A 15,952-nucleotide genomic window follows, 5' to 3' on the forward strand; every position below is an offset into this window, starting at 1 on the left:
ACCAGCGGCGAGCCGTGCGCGGAGCGGCCGGCGGGGCCCGGGCGCCCTGATCGGACAGAATGGGCGACGACGACGGCAGTCCGGAGCCGCACAGGCGCCGCGAGGATCGAGGTCACCTGCTGATGAGCCAACCACCCGATCCGACGTACGCCCTGGTCGACGACCTCGTCGTCCGGGAGCCCCTGGTGCTGGACGGCCATCTCGACGTCACGGCGGCCGCCGCCGCGATCACCGACCACGGGGGCGGTTGCGCGGTGATCATGGGCACCGGGTCCGGGGTGTCCGTGCTGACCGATTCCGCCATCCGAGCCTGGGTGGCGTCCGGGGCACCGCCGGCGGGTGCCGCGGCGCTGGCGGACCGGCATCCGCCCTGCGTGCCACCGGGCACCTCGTCGGCCGAGGCCATGATCACCATGCTCGAGGCGGACGCGAGCTGCGTGGTCGTGGTGGACAGAGCCGACGCGGTGCACGGCGTCGTCACCGCCCGCGACTTCCTGGTCTCCCCCACCACCGCCGGGGTGTCCCTGCACCAGCAGCTGCGGCGGGCAGGGTCGCTGGACGAGCTGAGCCGCCGCGCGGCCCGGCTGCCCGTCACGCTGCGCGACTTCACCCGCCGCGGACTGGCCCCGAGCAAGGTGATCGCCGTCCACTCCTCCCTGATCGACACCGTCGTCCGCCGCACCATCGAGCTCGTCCTGCGCCGGCACGGTGATCTCGACCCCACGGCCGTCACCTGGCTCTCCCTGGGCAGCAACGGGCGGCGCGAGGCCGTGCTCAGCTCTGACGTCGACGCGGCCGTGATCTTCCGCGACGACGTCGACGCGCAGGCAATCGACAGCTATCGCGCCGGGCTGGGCGAGGTCGTCACCGAGCTCACCCGCAGCGGGCTGACCAGCGACAGCCACGGCGCCACCCCGGCGCACCGGCTGTTCGCGCGGACCGACGAGCAGTGGCGGGCGGCGGGGCGGCAGTGGCTCGCCGACCCGACCCAGAACAAGGGCGCGGTGCTGATCTCGCTGCTCGTCGACGGGCGCCCCATCTACGGCGACCCCGGTCCGACGGGGGTCAGCCTGGTCCTCGGCGAGCTGCGGACCGATCCGAGCGCGCTGCGGCTCCTGCTCGAGCACTCCCTGCTGCAGCGGGCCCGGCTGCGCCCGCTGCGTACGCTGCTGCCCCGGCGCCACGAGCCGTTCAACGTGAAGGAGAACGCCCTGGTGCCGATCGTCAACCTCGCCCGCTGGGCGGCGCTGAGCAGCGGGTCAGCCGAGCTCAGCACGATCGAGCGACTGCGCACCGCTGCGGGCTCGGCCATCCTCCCCCGTGCCGAGGCGGAGACGCTGATCGAGATCTTCGAGGTGCTGCAGCGGATCCGGCTGCGCTACCAGTTCGCCCAGCTCGACGCCGGGGAGCAGCCCAGCGACGTCGTCGTCCTCGACCGCCTGTCCCCGATCGACCGCAGCGTGATCGGTCAGGCCGTCCGCGAGATCTCCGCGGTGCAACGCAGGGCGGCGAACCTGTCCGCGGCGGCGCCGACCGATGCCTGGCTGGAACCCTCGACCTGACAGCTGGTAGGGGGGACGCCGTCAGGCGGTGCTCAGACGGTGCAGTGATCAGACCGTCTAGTGATCAGACCGTGCAGTGATCAGACCGTGCGGCTGATCAGACCGTGCTGCCGGTCGGGGCCTCGGCCGCGCCCGGCGCACCCGGCAGCCCGGCGATGGCCCTGCGGTAGGCCGACTTCTTGACCGTGAAGGCCGCCACCCCGCCGACCAGCGTCAGCGCGACGATGATCAGCCCGAAGTACTGCAGCACCGGGTTGGTGCCCTCCGGGTCGTAGACCTCCTGCCGGGGCCAGGCGAGGTTGATCGCCATGGCCAGTCCCCAGAGAACCGCCAGCACGTTGATCGGCAGGCCCAGCCGGCCGAGGCTGAAGACCGGTGTGCCGACCTCGTCGTCCTGCGGGCCGAGCTCGGCCGGCCAGCCCTTGAGGCGCCGGTAGAGCATCGGGCCGGTCACGCACAGGTAGGCCAGGTAGAGCAGCACGATGCAGGTGCTGGTGAGCGCGGTGAAGACGCCCGCATGACCGAGGTTGATCAGGAGCAGCACCGCCGCCCCGACGCCGACCAGGACGGCGGCGTGCACGGTGGCGCCGCGGTGGGACACCTTGCGCAGGTGCCGGGAGAACGGCAGCACCTCGTCCCGGGACATGGAGAAGATCATCCGGGTGGTCGCGGTCTGGATGGCCAGCGTGCAGACGAAGGCGGCCAGCACCACGTCGGCCAGGAAGACCCGGCCCCACACGTCGCCGAGACGGCTGGTGACCACGTACGCGAGACCCCCGCTGGACAGCTCGTCGTCCAGGCTCGGGCTCGCCATCAACGCACCGAGCAGGATCAGCCCGCCGCCGATGCCGGAGATGATCAGCGCGCGCAGGATCGTCTTGGGGGTCGTACGGCGCGGGTTGTGGGTCTCCTCGGCGAGCTCGCCCGCGGAGTCGAAGCCGACCAGCACGTAGCCGGCCATCAGACCGGCGGCCAGCAGCGCGCCGAAGCTGGACACACCGCTGGTGTCGAGCACGATCCCCGGACCCCTGACCGAGGTGGAGAACAGGGCGATCACGAGCAGGACGACACCGATCAGCTCGGCCGTCACACCGACGGCGTTCACCACCGCCATCACCCGGACGGCGACCGAGTTGATCACCGTGGTGACGATCAGCAGCACCAGACCGAGCACGATGGCGTTGGTGGCCCCGGTGAGGCTGGCGATCGAGGGGTCGCCCCCGACGACCTGGAAGCCGGACCAGATGGCCGGCAGCACCGCCTGCATGGCGATCGCGGCCGCCGCGACGGTGACGATCTGGGCGATGACCATCGTCCACCCGGCGAACCAGCCGACCACGTGACCGCCGAGGCGGCGGGCCCACTGGTAGATCGCCCCGGACAGCGGGTAACGGCCCGCCAGCTCGGCGAAGCAGAGGGCGACCATCAGCTGGCCGAGGAAGACGGCGGGCCAGGTCCAGAAGAAGAAGGGGCCGGCGAAGCTGAAGCCGAAGCCGAACAGCTGGAAGACCGTGGTCAGGATGGAGACGAACGAGAACCCGGCCGCGAACGAGGCGTAGGTGCCGATGGAGCGGTGCAGGTCCTGGCCGTAGCCGAACTCGTTCAGGTCGCCGGCGGCGGTGTCGTCGAGTGACGTGGGTCGGGCAGTGTCGGTGCTGGTGGCCATCGAGGACTCCTTGGACAGTCCGAGGGCTGGGTGCGTGAGCTCAGCCCTGCTGGGCCTCCCGGGCTTTTGTCCCGCCGTGGAGCAGCTCTCCGTCGCGGAGCGCTGCTTGCCCCTCTTGGTCCAGACCCGGTCGCACGACGATCATGTCGCCGACCGACGGAACCCTAGGTGCGCGCCGTTCTCGGGGACGGCTCGTCTGAAGTCCACCTGAGAACTGTTACGGCCGCCGCGGATCGTCGTTACAGCCCGGCAACAGCTGCCGGACCGGGTGTTACGGCCTGGTGACGGCTCCCGCGGAGTCGGTGATCGTCCGCCCTTCTTCCTCCGGTGCTGGTGCTAGCGTTCCGCGACGAGGGCACGAAGGGCTCCGACCGACGAGGGTGGCCGTACCGGTGCGTCGCAAAGACGGCCTCGAAGGAGTGATCGAGATGTCAGAGCACGACCACGAGGACCACTCACACGGCGAGGACGCCGGTCGCACCGAGGGGTACACCCACGCACACGGTCCCGGCCAGGCTGCCCACAGCCACGGCCCCGGCGGGCACTCCCACAGCGACGCCTTCGCGCAGAAGGAGGGCCGGTGGGCGCAGGAGGCGGAGCAGCGGATCTCCCTGTTCCGCCACGACCAGGAGATCGAGCAGGGTCTGGCGTTCGGTCTGCCCGGGTCCCCGACGCTGGTGGACCGCACCATCCCCACCTTCTCCCGCGGCGAGCTGCCTCACTTCGCCGGCGAGCGCGGCACGTTCCTGAACTCGCCGTTCCTGGAAGACGTCAACGACGTCAGTGACGCCGAGGTCGCGGTCTTCGGCGCCCCGCTCGACTCCGGCGCCACCTACCGGCCAGGAGCCCGGTTCGGCCCGCAGGGCATCCGACGCTCGACCAACCTGTTCGGCACCTACTCCTACGAGCTCGGTGTCGACCTCCGCGAGCAGCTGAACATGGTCGACATCGGCGACGTCTTCACCATCCCGGGCAACCTGGAGAAGTCGTTCGACCAGATCAGCCAGGCGATGGCCCACGTCTACCAGCGCGGTGTCTTCCCGGTGATCTTGGGCGGGGACCACTCGATCGGCTATCCCACCATCCGCGGCATGGCGCCGTACGTCGACGGCAACATCGGCATCATCCACTTCGATCGCCACGTCGACACCCAGGAGACCGACCTCGACGAGCGGATGCACACCACCCCCTGGTTCCACGCCACCAACCTGAAGAACGCGCCGGCCACCAACCTGGTCCAGATCGGCATCGGCGGCTGGCAGTCCCCGCGCGCCGGCGTGAAGGTGGGCCGCGAGCGCGGCACCACGATCATGACCGTCGGCGACGTGGAGCGGGTGGGCATCGAGAAGATCGCCGAGACCGCCCTCGAGATCGCCTGGAAGGGTGCCAAGGCGGTCTACCTGTCCTTCGACATCGACGTGATCGACGCCGGCTTCGTGCCCGGCACCGGCTGGCCCGAACCGGGCGGCCTGCTGCCTCGGGAGGCCCTCAATCTGATCCGGATGATCTCCGCACCGGGGCTGGCCGGGCTCGAGGTCGTCGAGTGCGCCCCGCCCTACGACTGGGCCGAGCAGACCGCCCTGCTCAGCTCCCGGGTGATCTTGGACTCGCTCGCCGTGCTGGTCCGCGAAGGGCATCTCGGCACCAAGGCCGCGGTCCGGGATCGGCGGGCCTGGGGGCCACAGGCCTGACCACCGGCACGACTCACGACGTCGCGGCGGCGCCCGACAGGTAGTGCTCGAGGGACGCGAAGTGCGGTTGGGCGGCGCTGTCGGCCACTGCGTGCGCGCCGACCGCGTTGGCCACCGCCAGCGCGGTCGCGTCGTCGTGACCGGCGCGCAGCGCCAGCACCAGGGCGGCGCAGAACGCGTCTCCCGCACCGACCGTGTTGACCACCTGCGTGGGGAGCGAGGGCGCCTCGGCGATGCGTACGCCGTCGCGGTAGAGCGCCGAGCCGTCGCCGCCGTAGGTGACGGCCACCAGCGCGGCCCTGGCCAGCTCGGGGATGAGGGCGTACTCGCTCTCGTTGACGATGATCAGGTCGCAGCGTTCGATCAGCTCGGCCGGCAGCGAGCGTGCCGGGGCGGCGTTGAGGGCGAAGTAGCCGCGGTGCCGGCGGGCGGCCTCCACGACGACGTCGAGCTCGATCTCCAGCTGGCACAGCACTGTCTCGTCGTCGGCCAGGTCGATCCCGGCCAGGTCGACGCGGGCGTTGGCTCCCGGGCAGACCGCGATCTGGTTCTCCCCGGCCGCGTCTACCACGATCAGGGCGGTGCCGGTCGGCGCGTCCACGGTGGCCACCGAGGAGACGTCCACCCCGGCCGCGGTCAGGTCGCCGAGCATCCGGGTGCCGTCGTCGTCGTGACCGACCGCCCCGATGAACCGGGACCGCCCGGCCAGGCGCGCGGCGGCCACTGCCTGGTTGGCACCCTTCCCGCCGGTCTGCCGATGCAGGGTCGCGCCGCCGACGGTCTCCCCGGCCGAGGGCAGTCGCTCCCCCACCGCGGTGAGGTCGAGGTTGATGCTGCCGACCACGGTCAGCGCCGGGGTCGACGGCGTCACCGACGGGGCGAGCCGCTGCAGTGTGGCCACCAGGTGCTGGCTGAACGGCTCCGCCAGGGTCAGCACGACCCGGCAGTGGGCTCCCGGCTGCTCGGGGTGACCGACGTGCCGCCCGCGCAGGTCGCACACCGTCTGGCCGCGTCCGGGTCCGTCGCCCGCGTCGACGACCGCCGCCACGGTGGGCGCCGAGCCGATCCGCAGCGCGCCGACCGCCAGAGCCGCCGCCAGCGGGTCGTGCATGGCGCAGGCAGGCTCGCCGAAGACGTCGGCGTAGTGGGTGAAGTAGGGCGCCAGCATGCTGCCCAGGTACGGCGCGACCGGGTGGTCGACGGCCATGATCTGCTGGCGGTGCCGCTCGGTCAGGACGTGCTCCATGGTCACGTCAAGCGGAGCCAGCAGGATCGGCCAGGGGGCGTCGAAGACCTCGGCGGCGGCCTCGGGGTCGTTGTGGATGTTGGCCTCTGCCACCGGGGTGACGTTGCCGGGGACGAGCGCCGCGCCGCCCATGATCGTCACCTCCGCCACCAGCTCGGGGAGCCGCGGTTCGAGCCGCAGGGCCAGCGCCAGATTGGTCAGTGGGCCGATCGCCAGCACCCGGAGCCGGCCCGGGTTCTCCTGCGCCAAGCGGACCAGCAGCTCCGCGGCCGACTCGTCGACGGGCTGACCCGCGGCCGGCGGCAGCACGACGCCACCGATGCCGTTGTCGCCGTGCACGTGCGGGGCCCCGCCGCGGTAGCCGACGGCGAGCGGGTCGTGCGCGCCGACCGCCACCGGCACCTCGGACCGGCCGAGCAGCGCGAGCAGGTCGAGGGTGTTGCGGGCCCCGGTGGCGGCGTCGACGTTGCCGCTCACCGAGCCGACCCCGAGCAGGTCGACCGCGGGGGTGGCCGCCAGGTAGGCCAGCGCCAGGGCGTCGTCCACACCGGTGTCGCAGTCCAGGTAGAGCGGCAACCGGGAGTCGGTGGTGGTGGCGGGGTCGGCGGGGGTCACGTCGGCGGTTCCCTTCGGTGGCGGGCTACGAGTCTGGCGGACCCGGGGGCGCGGGCGCCACGCAGGTCCAGCACCAGGCGTGGCGTCCGCCGCTCCTTGACCCCCCGCCACCAGCGTGTCGGTGCGTAGGCCAGCCGGACGACGAAGTAGTTGACGTACTCGACCACGCCGAACACCCAGACCGCGAGGGCTGCGACGACCGCTCCCGGACGCTCCGGCAGCCAGACCAGCACCCCGACCAGTCCGGCGAGCAGCAGGACGGGATCCAGCCGGCGGAACGCGGAGTACAGCGCCGCGAGACCGGAGGGCATCGCCGACCGTCCCACCCAGCCGCGGGCCAGCAGCCAGTAGGCGCCGCCCTGCAGCAGCACCACCAGCAGCGGGATCAGGGCGGCCCAGAGCGCGCGCCGGTCGGGGCCGTCGACGAGTCGGGGCAGCACCAGCGCGAAGACCACTGCGGCGACCAGCTCGCCCACCCCCAGGCTCAGGTACCGGCGCCGCCTCGCGTCGCGTCCATCCTGCACCGTCATCCGGGCGAGGGTAGCGAGCCGGGGCTAACGACCGTCGCTCGTGCCGGGATGTCTCCCACCGGCAGCGACCACCCGGTCGAGCCACTCCCGCAGCAGCGACCGCTCGGCACCGCTCAGCGCCGGCAGATCCGGCACCGCAGCGGAGAAGGTGACGGCGAGTGCGGTCAGGTCACCGGCCGCAGCAACGGGCCTGGACGCGAGGATCGCTCCGAGAACGCCGTCGAAGGACGCTTCGGCGAGGCCCGGGTCGCGCTCGGCGACGACCTGCCCGGCCAGCGCCAGCACCACCCCCGTGCCGGCCGCGTGGATCAGCTCGACGGCTCGCGCGACCGGGACCCGGAGCAGACCCGCGCTCGCGAGTCGCGTCACCCGGGCGGTGAGCACGTCGATACCCATGTCGGTGGCGGCCGACCGCGGCCGGCGAGTCGGCACGTTGAGCAGGGCGAACAGGTCGGGGTTGGCCAGACCGAAGTCGACGTGGTGGTCCCAGGCCGCCCGAAGGTCGGCCAGAGGATCGCCGTCCTCGGTCGCGGCCAGCACCGCCGTGTCCGCGACGTAGTCGGCCATCGCCTGCTCGGCGACGGCGTCCAGCAACCCGGCCTTGTCGCCGAACTGGCGGAAGATCGTCGGCGCCGGCACACCGGCCGCCTCGGCCACCGCCCGGGTGGTGACGGCCTGTGCCCCACCGGTGCGCAGCAGCCGTGCGGCGGCCGCGATGATCACGGAGCGGGACCCACCGCGATGGTCCAGATCGGGTTGGGTGACGGTCATGGACCGACGATAGCAAATATCTGATATCGGTGGTTCGGATCGATGGTACGGTCTTGATGAACCATCGATCCGAGGAGAAGACCATGATCATCGTCACCGGGGCCACCGGGCAGCTGGGCTCGCAGGTCGTCGCCCGGCTGCTGGATCGCGTTCCCGCCGAGACGCTCGGCGTCAGCGTGCGTGACGTGGCCCGCGCCCAGCACCTGGCCGATCGGGGCGTACGCGTGCGGGCCGGGGACTTCACCGACGCGGCCGGTCTCGAGCACGCCTTCGCCGGGGCGGACCAGGTGCTGGTCGTCTCCGCCGCCATCCGTGGACCCGGCGCCGCTCAGGCCAACGCCGCCGCGATCGACGCGGCTGTCCGGGCCGGGGCGTCCCGGGTGCTCTACACCAGCCACCAGGCCGCCTCACCCGACTCGCTGTTCGCCCCGCAGCCACAGCACGCGGCGACCGAGGCGCACCTCGCGGGACTCGGCGTCGCGTACACCGCGCTGCGGCACGGTTTCTACGCGAGCACCTTCGCGATCTACCTGCCCGACGCCCTGGCCACCGGGGAGCTCCGGCTCCCGGCCGACGGTCCGGTGTCCTGGACCGCTCACGCCGACCTGGCCGAGGTGGATGCGATCGCCCTGACCCGCCCCGGTGCCCTCGACGGCGTCACCGCCCCGTTGACCGCCCCCGAGCTGCTGGACTTCGGCGACGTGGCCCGGCTGCTCGGCGAGCTGACCGATCGCCGGATCCGCCGGGTCGTGGTCGACGACGAGGAGTGGAAGGCCACCGCCGTCGAGCGGGGTCTCCCCGCCCCGGCGGCCGACTTCACCCTCGGTTTGTTCCGGGCCGCCCGTCGCGGGGAGTTCGCCGTCACCGACCCCGCGCTGGAGGACCTGCTCGGTCGTCCGGCCAGGTCGGCGCGAACGGTTCTTCAGCGCCTGCTGGCCGCCACACCCGCGGTGAGCACCCGGTCGCGGTGAAGCCGCCCCGCCGGGCAGAGTTCGGATCGTGACCATGCACCCCGACCAGCTGACGGTGTCGCAGTCGACCGTCCGCCAGCTCGTGGACGACCAGTTCCCGGCCTGGCGAGCGATGGCGATCACGGCCCTGGACCGACCCGGGACGGTGAACGCGATCTTCCGGATCGGTGATCACCTGGCGGCGCGGTTCCCGTTGCGCAGCAGGGATCCGGCGACCGTACGACGAGAGCTGCAGGCCGAGGCGGACGCGGCCCGCGAGCTGGTCGGCCGGACCCGGTTCGCCACCCCCGAGCCGGTGGCATCGGGAGAACCGGGCGCCGGCTATCCCCTCCCGTGGTCGGTGCAGACCTGGCTGCCCGGTGCGTCGGCCACTGACGTCGACCCGGGAGCGTCGATCCCGTTCGCCCGTGACCTGGCCACGCTGGTGACGGAGCTGAGGGCGGTCGGCACCCGGGGACGCACCTTCGCCGGCACCAACCGCGGTGGGGACCTGCGCGCCCACGACGGCTGGATGCATGAGTGCTTCGACCGCAGCACCGGCCTGCTGGACGTCCCCGCTCTGCGCCGCCTCTGGGACGCCTGGCGCGACCTGCCGCGAGACTCCGCCGACGTGATGACGCACGGGGACCTGATCCCGGGCAACGTGCTGGTCGACCACGGACGGCTGACCGGCGTGATCGACGTCGGCGGCTTCGGGCCGGCCGACCCGGCGCTGGACCTGGTGGCGGCGTGGCACCTGCTCGACCCCGGACCCCGGCGGGTCTTCCGTACGCAGCTGGACCCGCCGGAGCTCGACTGGCAGCGCGGTCGCGCCTGGGCCTTCGAGCAGGCGATGGGGCTGGTCTGGTACTACGCCACCAGCAACCCCACCATGAGCGAGCTCGGTCGCCGCACCCTGAAACGCCTCGGCGAGGACGAGCCGGCCGACCGGCGATGACTTCCGGAGCTGTCGGTGGTCTGAGGATCACCAGCTGCGTCACCGGGAGGACCACCATGAGCGTCTCCGACACCACCACCACGACTGCCCGTGCACGAGGCATCGCGGTCCTCACCTGGCTGCCCCGCGTCGTCCTGGCGCTCGTCTTCGTCGGCGCCGGCTTCGCCAAGCTCGCCGGTGACCCGCCATGCTGCAGCTGTTCGACGCCATCGGGGCCGGCCAGGGCCTGCGCTACGTGGTCGGCTCGCGGGGGCGATCGGCGTCCTGGTGCCCAGGCTCTGCGGGCTGGCCGCGATCGGGCTCGCGCTGCTGATGATCGGCGCGTCGATCACCAACGTCGTCGTGCTCGGCGTCAGCCCGGCGTTCACGCTGCTCCTGTTCGTCCTGGCCGCGTTCACGGTCTGGTTGCGACGACCCCACCTGCACCCGCTCCGGCCGGGAAGCTAGCCGGGCTGGGCCGGCCAGCGCGCTGGGCTGAACCGACGTCGTCAGCTGCCGATCTGCTGCTGACCGAACCCGAGCCGGTCAGCCACCCCGAGCGCCGATCCGAGGATCTGCTGGAACGCCGGCGCGTACCTCGGCAGCGTGTCGACGAGACGCACCAGCGCGAACACGACCGAGACCAGGATGAGGGCGAGGAGCAGGTAGATCACGAGAAGCGTGACGGCGCTTGGCCAACCAGGAAGGCCACCGCCGAGCCACCAACAGGACCGCAACGGTGCCACTGTGATCACCAAGGTGATCACCAAAGAACAAGGGTGCCACGATGCCGGCCGCCGACTGCAGGCCCGCACAGATGACGAACACATCGGCCATGATCAACACGCTGAAGAACGGAGGGCCAGGTCGCTGACCCGCTACCGGCGCGGGCCTGGCTCAGCCGGTACCTCGACGGTCTTACCCGCCACGTCGTGCTCCTCCTGTGGTGTCGACAGCCCGCTGCGTCAGACCGGCCGAGGAGGAAGGAGCAGCCCGCCACCGGGCCAGCCCCTCCCACCTCGAGCTGCTCAGCTCCGGGGAGTCCGATCGTCGTTGCCTGCGACGTCGCCGTCGACCTCGACGCGCTCCTTGCGGACCTCGTCGGCGACTGTCTCCTGCTCGGTCACGGTCTCGGTGTCCAGGCGGACACGCTCGACGGCGACGGCTTCCTTCTCGACCACCGGGCGCTCCTCGTGCAGCACCACCTCGTGCTCCTCCTCCGAGATGGCCGGACCGGCCGTGGCGTCACCGACGTTCGCATCGGTGATCGGTTCACGCTCGATCCGTACTTCCTCGTGCGACACGGGCACGGTCTCGGAGACGTTCTCGGTCACGACGTACTTGCGCAGCCTCGCCCGTCCTGTCTCGCGCCGCTCGGTGCCCACCTGGAGACGCTCCTCCGAGACGGTCATCGCGTCGTCGGTGGTCGGGCCCGACGTGTCGTGCCCGACCGTGTCGTGCCCGACCGTGTCGCGAACGGCGTCATCGCGGCCGGTATCGACCGTCGAGTCGTCAGTGACGCGGCCGTGCTCGCTGACGTCATAGTCACCACGGCCGTAGTAGCGGTAGAGCTCCTGCTCCTCCTCCGGCGACAGGTGCCCATCGGCGTCGACGTTCGGAGCGTCCTTCACGAAGTCCTTGCTGAACGGCACCGTGACCCGGTCACCGGACACGTCGGCGTCGGCCAGGGGGATGAACGTCTCCTTGGTGCCGAAGAACCCGGTCGAGACGGTCAGCCACTCCGGCTGGCCCGACTCGTCGTTGGTGTAGACCTGCTTGACGTCGCCAATGCGCTCACCGTCCGACCCGTACACGTCGTGGTCGAAGATGCCGTCGATCTGATCATGACCCAGCATGGGTGCTCCTTGAGTTCGGGTGCCCTTGCGGGCCTTCGTCATCGTGAGTACCCGGCCGCTCGAGCTGTAAACGCTGATGACAGTCGACAGTGGTCCTCGCGCACCGGAGCAGGCCGCGGTCGGCACGGGACTGTCCGACAGGGCTCAGGTGACATCGGGGGCTGTGGTTGGAGTTTCGCCTGGGGGGTAACACTCCTATGACATCGGGTCGAACCGTCCAGACCCCGCCACCGACGTGACGTTCGGTCGAGCGTCACGACAGTCGTTCGTCACCAGCTTGGAGGACAGCATGAGCACTGCCGCCACCCCACCGCCCGAGAACCCCCGCCGCAGGGGGGAGACTGCCCCCGCTGACCAACAGCGAACGGTGCTCGCCACTGATCACGTCGACAAGCGTGAGGTCGTCCGGCGGCAGAGGGAGCGGTTCGGTGGGATGAAGTTCGGTGCGTGCTTCTTCGGCTGGCTGACCGCAACAGGTACTGCGGTCCTGCTGACCGCCCTTCTCACCGCCGCGGGCGCGGCTCTCGGGCTCACCCAGGACGCCACCACCGCGCAGGTCAACTCCGATCCGCAGACCATCGGACTGGTCGGCGGGATCGCGCTCCTGGTCGTTGTGCTGCTGGCGTACTTCTGCGGCGGCTACGTCGCCGGCCGGATGGCACGCTTCAACGGAGTCAAGCAAGGTATCGGCGTCTGGCTGTGGGCCCTCATCGTCGCCGTCGTCGTCGCCCTGCTGAGCCTCATCGCCGGCTCGCAGTTCAACCTGCTCGCCAGCGTGAACGGCTTTCCCCGGATCCCGATCAACGAGGGCACACTGGCCACCGGCGGCATCATCGCCGCCATCGTGCTCGTCGCAGCCGCGCTGATCGGCGCCGTCCTCGGCGGCCTCGCCGGGATGCGTTTCCACCGCCGCGTCGATCACGCCGACCTCTCCACGACCGACTGAAACCCTGCCGACTCAACCGACACCACCCCTCGAGCGAAGGACCCTTCATGCAGTTGGACAGGACGTGAGCGACGCCGAAAGTCCGTCCGATGACCCGGCCAGCACCTCGCCGCCGGCCGCCGTGGTGCGGTCGCAAGAGCAGCTGGCCATCGCGAGGACGGTGCGGATACGAGGCGCTGTCCGGCTCCACAAACGCGTCGTCACCGAAACGGTGACCCAGACCGTCGAGGTTCGCCGCGAGGAACTCGTGATCACCGAGCTGACACCCGAGGAGGTGAGCCTGCCCGCCACCCTTGCCGCGCACGACGGAACGGCGCAGCTCCACGAGGCCGAGTTCGCGCTGGTCCTGCATGAGGAGCGGGTCGTCGTGACCACCGAGGTCGTGCCTGTGGAGCGGGTCCGTGTCCAGGTTCGCATCGTCACCGCGGACGTGGAGGTCGAAGAGTCCGTCCGCCAGGAACGCGTCAGCGTTCTCGGCGAAGAAGGCTTCTCTCCCGGCCGCGAACCAGCGTAGCCACGCACCGAGCCGGCGTCGCTGACTGACAGTCGGGCCCGATACTCTGCCGGAATGGTCGGGATTGCCCCGATCGGTCCGGCCACCGGGTGGGTTCAGCCACCAGTGCCGGGCTCGAGTCGAGCCGAGGGTGGCCATGACACGACGCGTCACACGGATCCTGCTGCTGGGGCTGAGTCTGCTGCTCGCCGGTCTGTTCGCGGCCTGCTCCGCCGGGCAGCCCGAGACCACGCTGGACCGGGTCAAGGACGCCGGCGTGCTGCGGGTGGGCACCGAGGGGACCTACTCGCCGTTCAGCTACCACGATCCCGCCACCAACCAGCTCACCGGCTACGACGTGGAGATCATCACCGCGGTCGCCCAGAAGATGGGGGTCCAGGCCGAGTTCGTCGAGGCACCGTTCGACGCGATCTTCGCCAGCCTGCTGTCGGACCGGTTCGACGTGGTGGCCAACCAGGTGACCAAGAACGCCGAACGGGAGGCGAGGTACGCGCTGTCGCAGCCGTACACCTTCTCCGACGGGGTGATCGTCACCCGCAGCGACGACAGCTCGATCACCTCGCTGGCGGACCTGAAGGGCAAGACGACTGCGCAGAGCTCGACCAGCAACTGGGCCAAGGTGGCCACCGACGCCGGCGCGAAGGTCGAGGCAGTCGAGGGGTTCACCCAGGCCGTCACCCTGGTCAAGCAGGGCCGGGTGGACGCGACGGTCAACGACAACCTGGCCGTGCTGGAGTACGTCAAGACCACCCGGGACAACGACGTCAAGGTCGCCGCGGAAACCGGTGACCCCAGCGAGCAGGTGTTCGCGCTGCGCCCGGACGACGGCGCTCTGCGCGACGCGATCAACACCTCGCTGGACGAGCTCCGGGCCGACGGCACCCTGGCCACGATCTCCCAGCGCTACTTCGACACCGACGTCTCCACCGGCAAGGAGACCGCGTCGGCGCCGGAGGACCGGGCCGCGGTGCAGACCACCTGGGAGCTGGTCAGGAGCTCGATCGGGCCGATGCTCCTGGCCACGATCAAGGCGACCATCCCGTTGACGGCCATCAGCTTCGTCATCGGTCTGGCCATCGCCTTGGTGGTGGCGCTGATGCGGCTGTCCACCGTCCCGGTGGTGTCGCAGCTGGCCCGCTTCTACATCTCGATCATCCGGGGCACTCCCCTGCTGGTACAGCTGTTCCTGATCTTCTACGGGCTGCCCGGGCTGGGTCTCACCTTCAACTCCTTCACCGCCGCGATCATCGCCTTCAGCCTGAATGTGGGCGGCTACGCGGCCGAGGTGATCCGGTCCGCGATCCTCTCGGTGCCCAAGGGACAGTGGGAGGCGGCCCTGACCATCGGCATGGGCTACGCGACCACGCTGCGCCGGGTGATCCTGCCCCAGGCGGCGCGGACCGCGGTGCCGCCGCTGTCCAACACCTTGATCTCGCTGGTCAAGGACACCTCTTTGGCCTCGGTGGTGCTGGTCACCGAGCTGCTGCGAGTGGCCCAGATCGCCGCCGCGCCGACCTTCCAGTTCTTCGCCCTGTACGGGGTGGCCGCCCTCATCTACTGGGTGATCTGCCTGATCCTGTCCTTCGCCCAGGGCAGACTCGAGACCCGACTGGAGAGGCACGTGGCCCGATGAGCGAGGCAGTCAGCAGCGACGCAGTCAGCACCGACGCAGGGAACACCGAACCGACCGACGGGACGGGAGCGTCCGGGTCACCGGCCGATGAGGCAGGTGTCCTGCTGAGCGCTCGCGGCCTGCACAAGCGGTTCGACCAGCTCGAGGTGCTCAAGGGCATCGACCTGGACGTCCGGTCCGGGTCGGTCGCGGTGCTGATCGGCCCGAGCGGCTCGGGCAAGACCACTGTGCTCCGCTCGCTCAACGGGCTGGAGATCCCCGATGCCGGCACGGTACGGATCGGTGACGTCGAGGTCGACTTCGCCACCGCACCGACGAAGAAGCAGCTGGTGGGGTTGCGGGCGCAGAGCTCGATGGTCTTCCAGGCCCACAACCTGTTCCCGCACCTGAGCGTGCTGCAGAACGTGATCGAAGGACCGCTGACCGTGCAGCGCCGCCCCCGCGAGGAGGTGCGCGCCGAGGGACTCGCCCTGCTCGACCGGGTGGGACTGGCCAGCAAGGCGGAGCAGCACCCGTACCAGCTCAGCGGTGGCCAGCAGCAGCGGGTGGGCATCGCGCGGGCGCTGGCCCTGAAGCCCCAGCTGATGCTGTTCGACGAGCCGACCTCGGCGCTGGATCCCGAGCTGGTCGGCGAGGTGCTGTCCGTGATGAAGGACCTGGCCGCCGAGGGTTGGACGATGGTCGTCGTCACCCACGAGATCCGGTTCGCGCAGTCGGTGGCCGACCAGGTGCTGTTCCTGGACGGCGGGGTGATCGTGGAGAGCGGTCCGCCCGAGGCGGTGCTGACCGATCCCCAGCAGCCGCGGACCCGGACCTTCCTGCACCGGATCCTCGATCCCATCTAGCCCGACGGCGCGGTCGCCGAAGGTCCGTTCGCTCTCCACCGTCAGGGCAGCGTCACGCACCGATCGCGCTGACGGCGGGCCGGGACCTGGCGGCGTAGTAGTCCGACGGCGCGATCGTGACGCCGTGCTCGCTGAGCACGCGAAGATCGGCTCGCCCCGAACCTGGTCTTGTGATCATCGATGGAGCGGA

Annotated in this window: 16 protein-coding genes and 1 riboswitch; of the genes, 9 read left to right on the forward strand and 7 right to left on the reverse strand. The window is 70.9% G+C overall.

The features are described 5' to 3' along the window. Positions 1-122: 122 nt before the first annotated feature. Positions 123-1,562 carry a putative nucleotidyltransferase substrate binding domain-containing protein gene (locus ABD714_RS05720; protein WP_344811339.1) on the forward strand — a complete coding sequence of 480 codons (1,440 nt, stop codon included), beginning with the start codon at positions 123-125 and terminating at the stop codon, positions 1,560-1,562. 97 nt (positions 1,563-1,659) lie between these two features. Here the strand turns inward: ABD714_RS05720 and ABD714_RS05725 are convergent, their stop codons facing one another. Next, positions 1,660-3,228, reverse strand: coding sequence for an amino acid permease (locus tag ABD714_RS05725; protein WP_344811340.1), 1,569 nt, complete (start codon positions 3,226-3,228; stop codon positions 1,660-1,662). 53 nt (positions 3,229-3,281) lie between these two features. After that, a riboswitch (guanidine-I (ykkC/yxkD leader) is annotated at positions 3,282-3,407 on the reverse strand. 249 nt (positions 3,408-3,656) lie between these two features. Here ABD714_RS05725 and ABD714_RS05730 point away from each other — a divergent pair. After that, on the forward strand, positions 3,657-4,919 hold the full coding sequence (locus ABD714_RS05730) for an agmatinase family protein (protein ID WP_344811341.1): 1,263 nt from the start codon (positions 3,657-3,659) through the stop codon (positions 4,917-4,919). A gap of 13 nt (positions 4,920-4,932) precedes the next feature. On the opposite strand, the gene ABD714_RS05735 is transcribed toward ABD714_RS05730, so the two are convergent. Genes ABD714_RS05735 through ABD714_RS05745 form a run of 3 tightly spaced genes read right to left on the reverse strand, consistent with a single transcriptional unit; the run spans position 4,933 to position 8,081 of the window. After that, the gene (locus tag ABD714_RS05735) at positions 4,933-6,780 is read right to left on the reverse strand and encodes a PfkB family carbohydrate kinase (RefSeq protein WP_344811342.1); all 1,848 of its coding nucleotides are present in this window, start codon (positions 6,778-6,780) and stop codon (positions 4,933-4,935) included. Beyond that, the gene (locus tag ABD714_RS05740) at positions 6,777-7,310 is read right to left on the reverse strand and encodes a hypothetical protein (RefSeq protein WP_344811343.1); all 534 of its coding nucleotides are present in this window, start codon (positions 7,308-7,310) and stop codon (positions 6,777-6,779) included. Before ABD714_RS05740 ends, ABD714_RS05735 begins: the two co-directional genes overlap by 4 nt. 24 nt (positions 7,311-7,334) lie before the next feature. Then, positions 7,335-8,081 carry a TetR/AcrR family transcriptional regulator gene (locus ABD714_RS05745; RefSeq protein ID WP_344811344.1) on the reverse strand — a complete coding sequence of 249 codons (747 nt, stop codon included), beginning with the start codon at positions 8,079-8,081 and terminating at the stop codon, positions 7,335-7,337. An 83-nt stretch (positions 8,082-8,164) separates the two neighbouring features. On the opposite strand from ABD714_RS05745, the gene ABD714_RS05750 reads away from it, so the two are divergent. From ABD714_RS05750 to ABD714_RS05760, 3 genes are all read left to right on the forward strand, one after another. After that, on the forward strand, positions 8,165-9,052 hold the full coding sequence (locus ABD714_RS05750; protein WP_344811345.1) for an NmrA family NAD(P)-binding protein: 888 nt from the start codon (positions 8,165-8,167) through the stop codon (positions 9,050-9,052). A 34-nt stretch (positions 9,053-9,086) separates the two neighbouring features. Then, on the forward strand, positions 9,087-9,989 hold the full coding sequence (locus ABD714_RS05755) for an aminoglycoside phosphotransferase family protein (RefSeq protein WP_344811752.1): 903 nt from the start codon (positions 9,087-9,089) through the stop codon (positions 9,987-9,989). Between the two features lie 267 nt (positions 9,990-10,256). Then, positions 10,257-10,436, forward strand: coding sequence for a hypothetical protein (locus ABD714_RS05760; protein ID WP_344811346.1), 180 nt, complete (start codon positions 10,257-10,259; stop codon positions 10,434-10,436). 41 nt (positions 10,437-10,477) lie between these two features. Here the strand turns inward: ABD714_RS05760 and ABD714_RS05765 are convergent, their stop codons facing one another. Beyond that, positions 10,478-10,642, reverse strand: a complete 165-nt coding sequence (locus ABD714_RS05765) for a hypothetical protein (RefSeq protein WP_344811347.1) — start codon at positions 10,640-10,642, stop codon at positions 10,478-10,480. A 354-nt stretch (positions 10,643-10,996) separates the two neighbouring features. Next, entirely contained in the window at positions 10,997-11,824 is an 828-nt protein-coding gene (locus ABD714_RS05770; protein WP_344811348.1) for a DUF2382 domain-containing protein, read from the reverse strand. 289 nt (positions 11,825-12,113) lie between these two features. On the opposite strand from ABD714_RS05770, the gene ABD714_RS05775 reads away from it, so the two are divergent. The 4 genes from ABD714_RS05775 to ABD714_RS05790 all read left to right on the forward strand — a co-directional run bounded on the left by ABD714_RS05775 (position 12,114) and on the right by ABD714_RS05790 (position 15,762). Further along, on the forward strand, positions 12,114-12,770 hold the full coding sequence (locus ABD714_RS05775; protein WP_344811349.1) for a hypothetical protein: 657 nt from the start codon (positions 12,114-12,116) through the stop codon (positions 12,768-12,770). A gap of 64 nt (positions 12,771-12,834) precedes the next feature. Continuing rightward, the gene (locus ABD714_RS05780) at positions 12,835-13,284 is read left to right on the forward strand and encodes a DUF2382 domain-containing protein (RefSeq protein ID WP_344811350.1); all 450 of its coding nucleotides are present in this window, start codon (positions 12,835-12,837) and stop codon (positions 13,282-13,284) included. Between the two features lie 136 nt (positions 13,285-13,420). Then, positions 13,421-14,917 (forward strand): ABC transporter permease subunit, encoded by a 1,497-nt coding sequence (locus tag ABD714_RS05785; RefSeq protein WP_344811351.1) that lies wholly within the window; start codon positions 13,421-13,423, stop codon positions 14,915-14,917. Next, positions 14,914-15,762: an amino acid ABC transporter ATP-binding protein gene (locus tag ABD714_RS05790; protein WP_344811352.1), complete on the forward strand. Its 849-nt coding sequence runs from the start codon at positions 14,914-14,916 to the stop codon at positions 15,760-15,762. Before ABD714_RS05785 ends, ABD714_RS05790 begins: the two co-directional genes overlap by 4 nt. A gap of 52 nt (positions 15,763-15,814) precedes the next feature. Here the strand turns inward: ABD714_RS05790 and ABD714_RS05795 are convergent, their stop codons facing one another. Beyond that, positions 15,815-15,940 carry a hypothetical protein gene (locus ABD714_RS05795; protein WP_344811353.1) on the reverse strand — a complete coding sequence of 42 codons (126 nt, stop codon included), beginning with the start codon at positions 15,938-15,940 and terminating at the stop codon, positions 15,815-15,817. Positions 15,941-15,952: the final 12 nt, after the last annotated feature.

It is taken from the genome of Microlunatus aurantiacus, from assembly GCF_039536605.1.
In the GTDB taxonomy this organism is placed as follows: domain Bacteria; phylum Actinomycetota; class Actinomycetes; order Propionibacteriales; family Propionibacteriaceae; genus Microlunatus; species Microlunatus aurantiacus.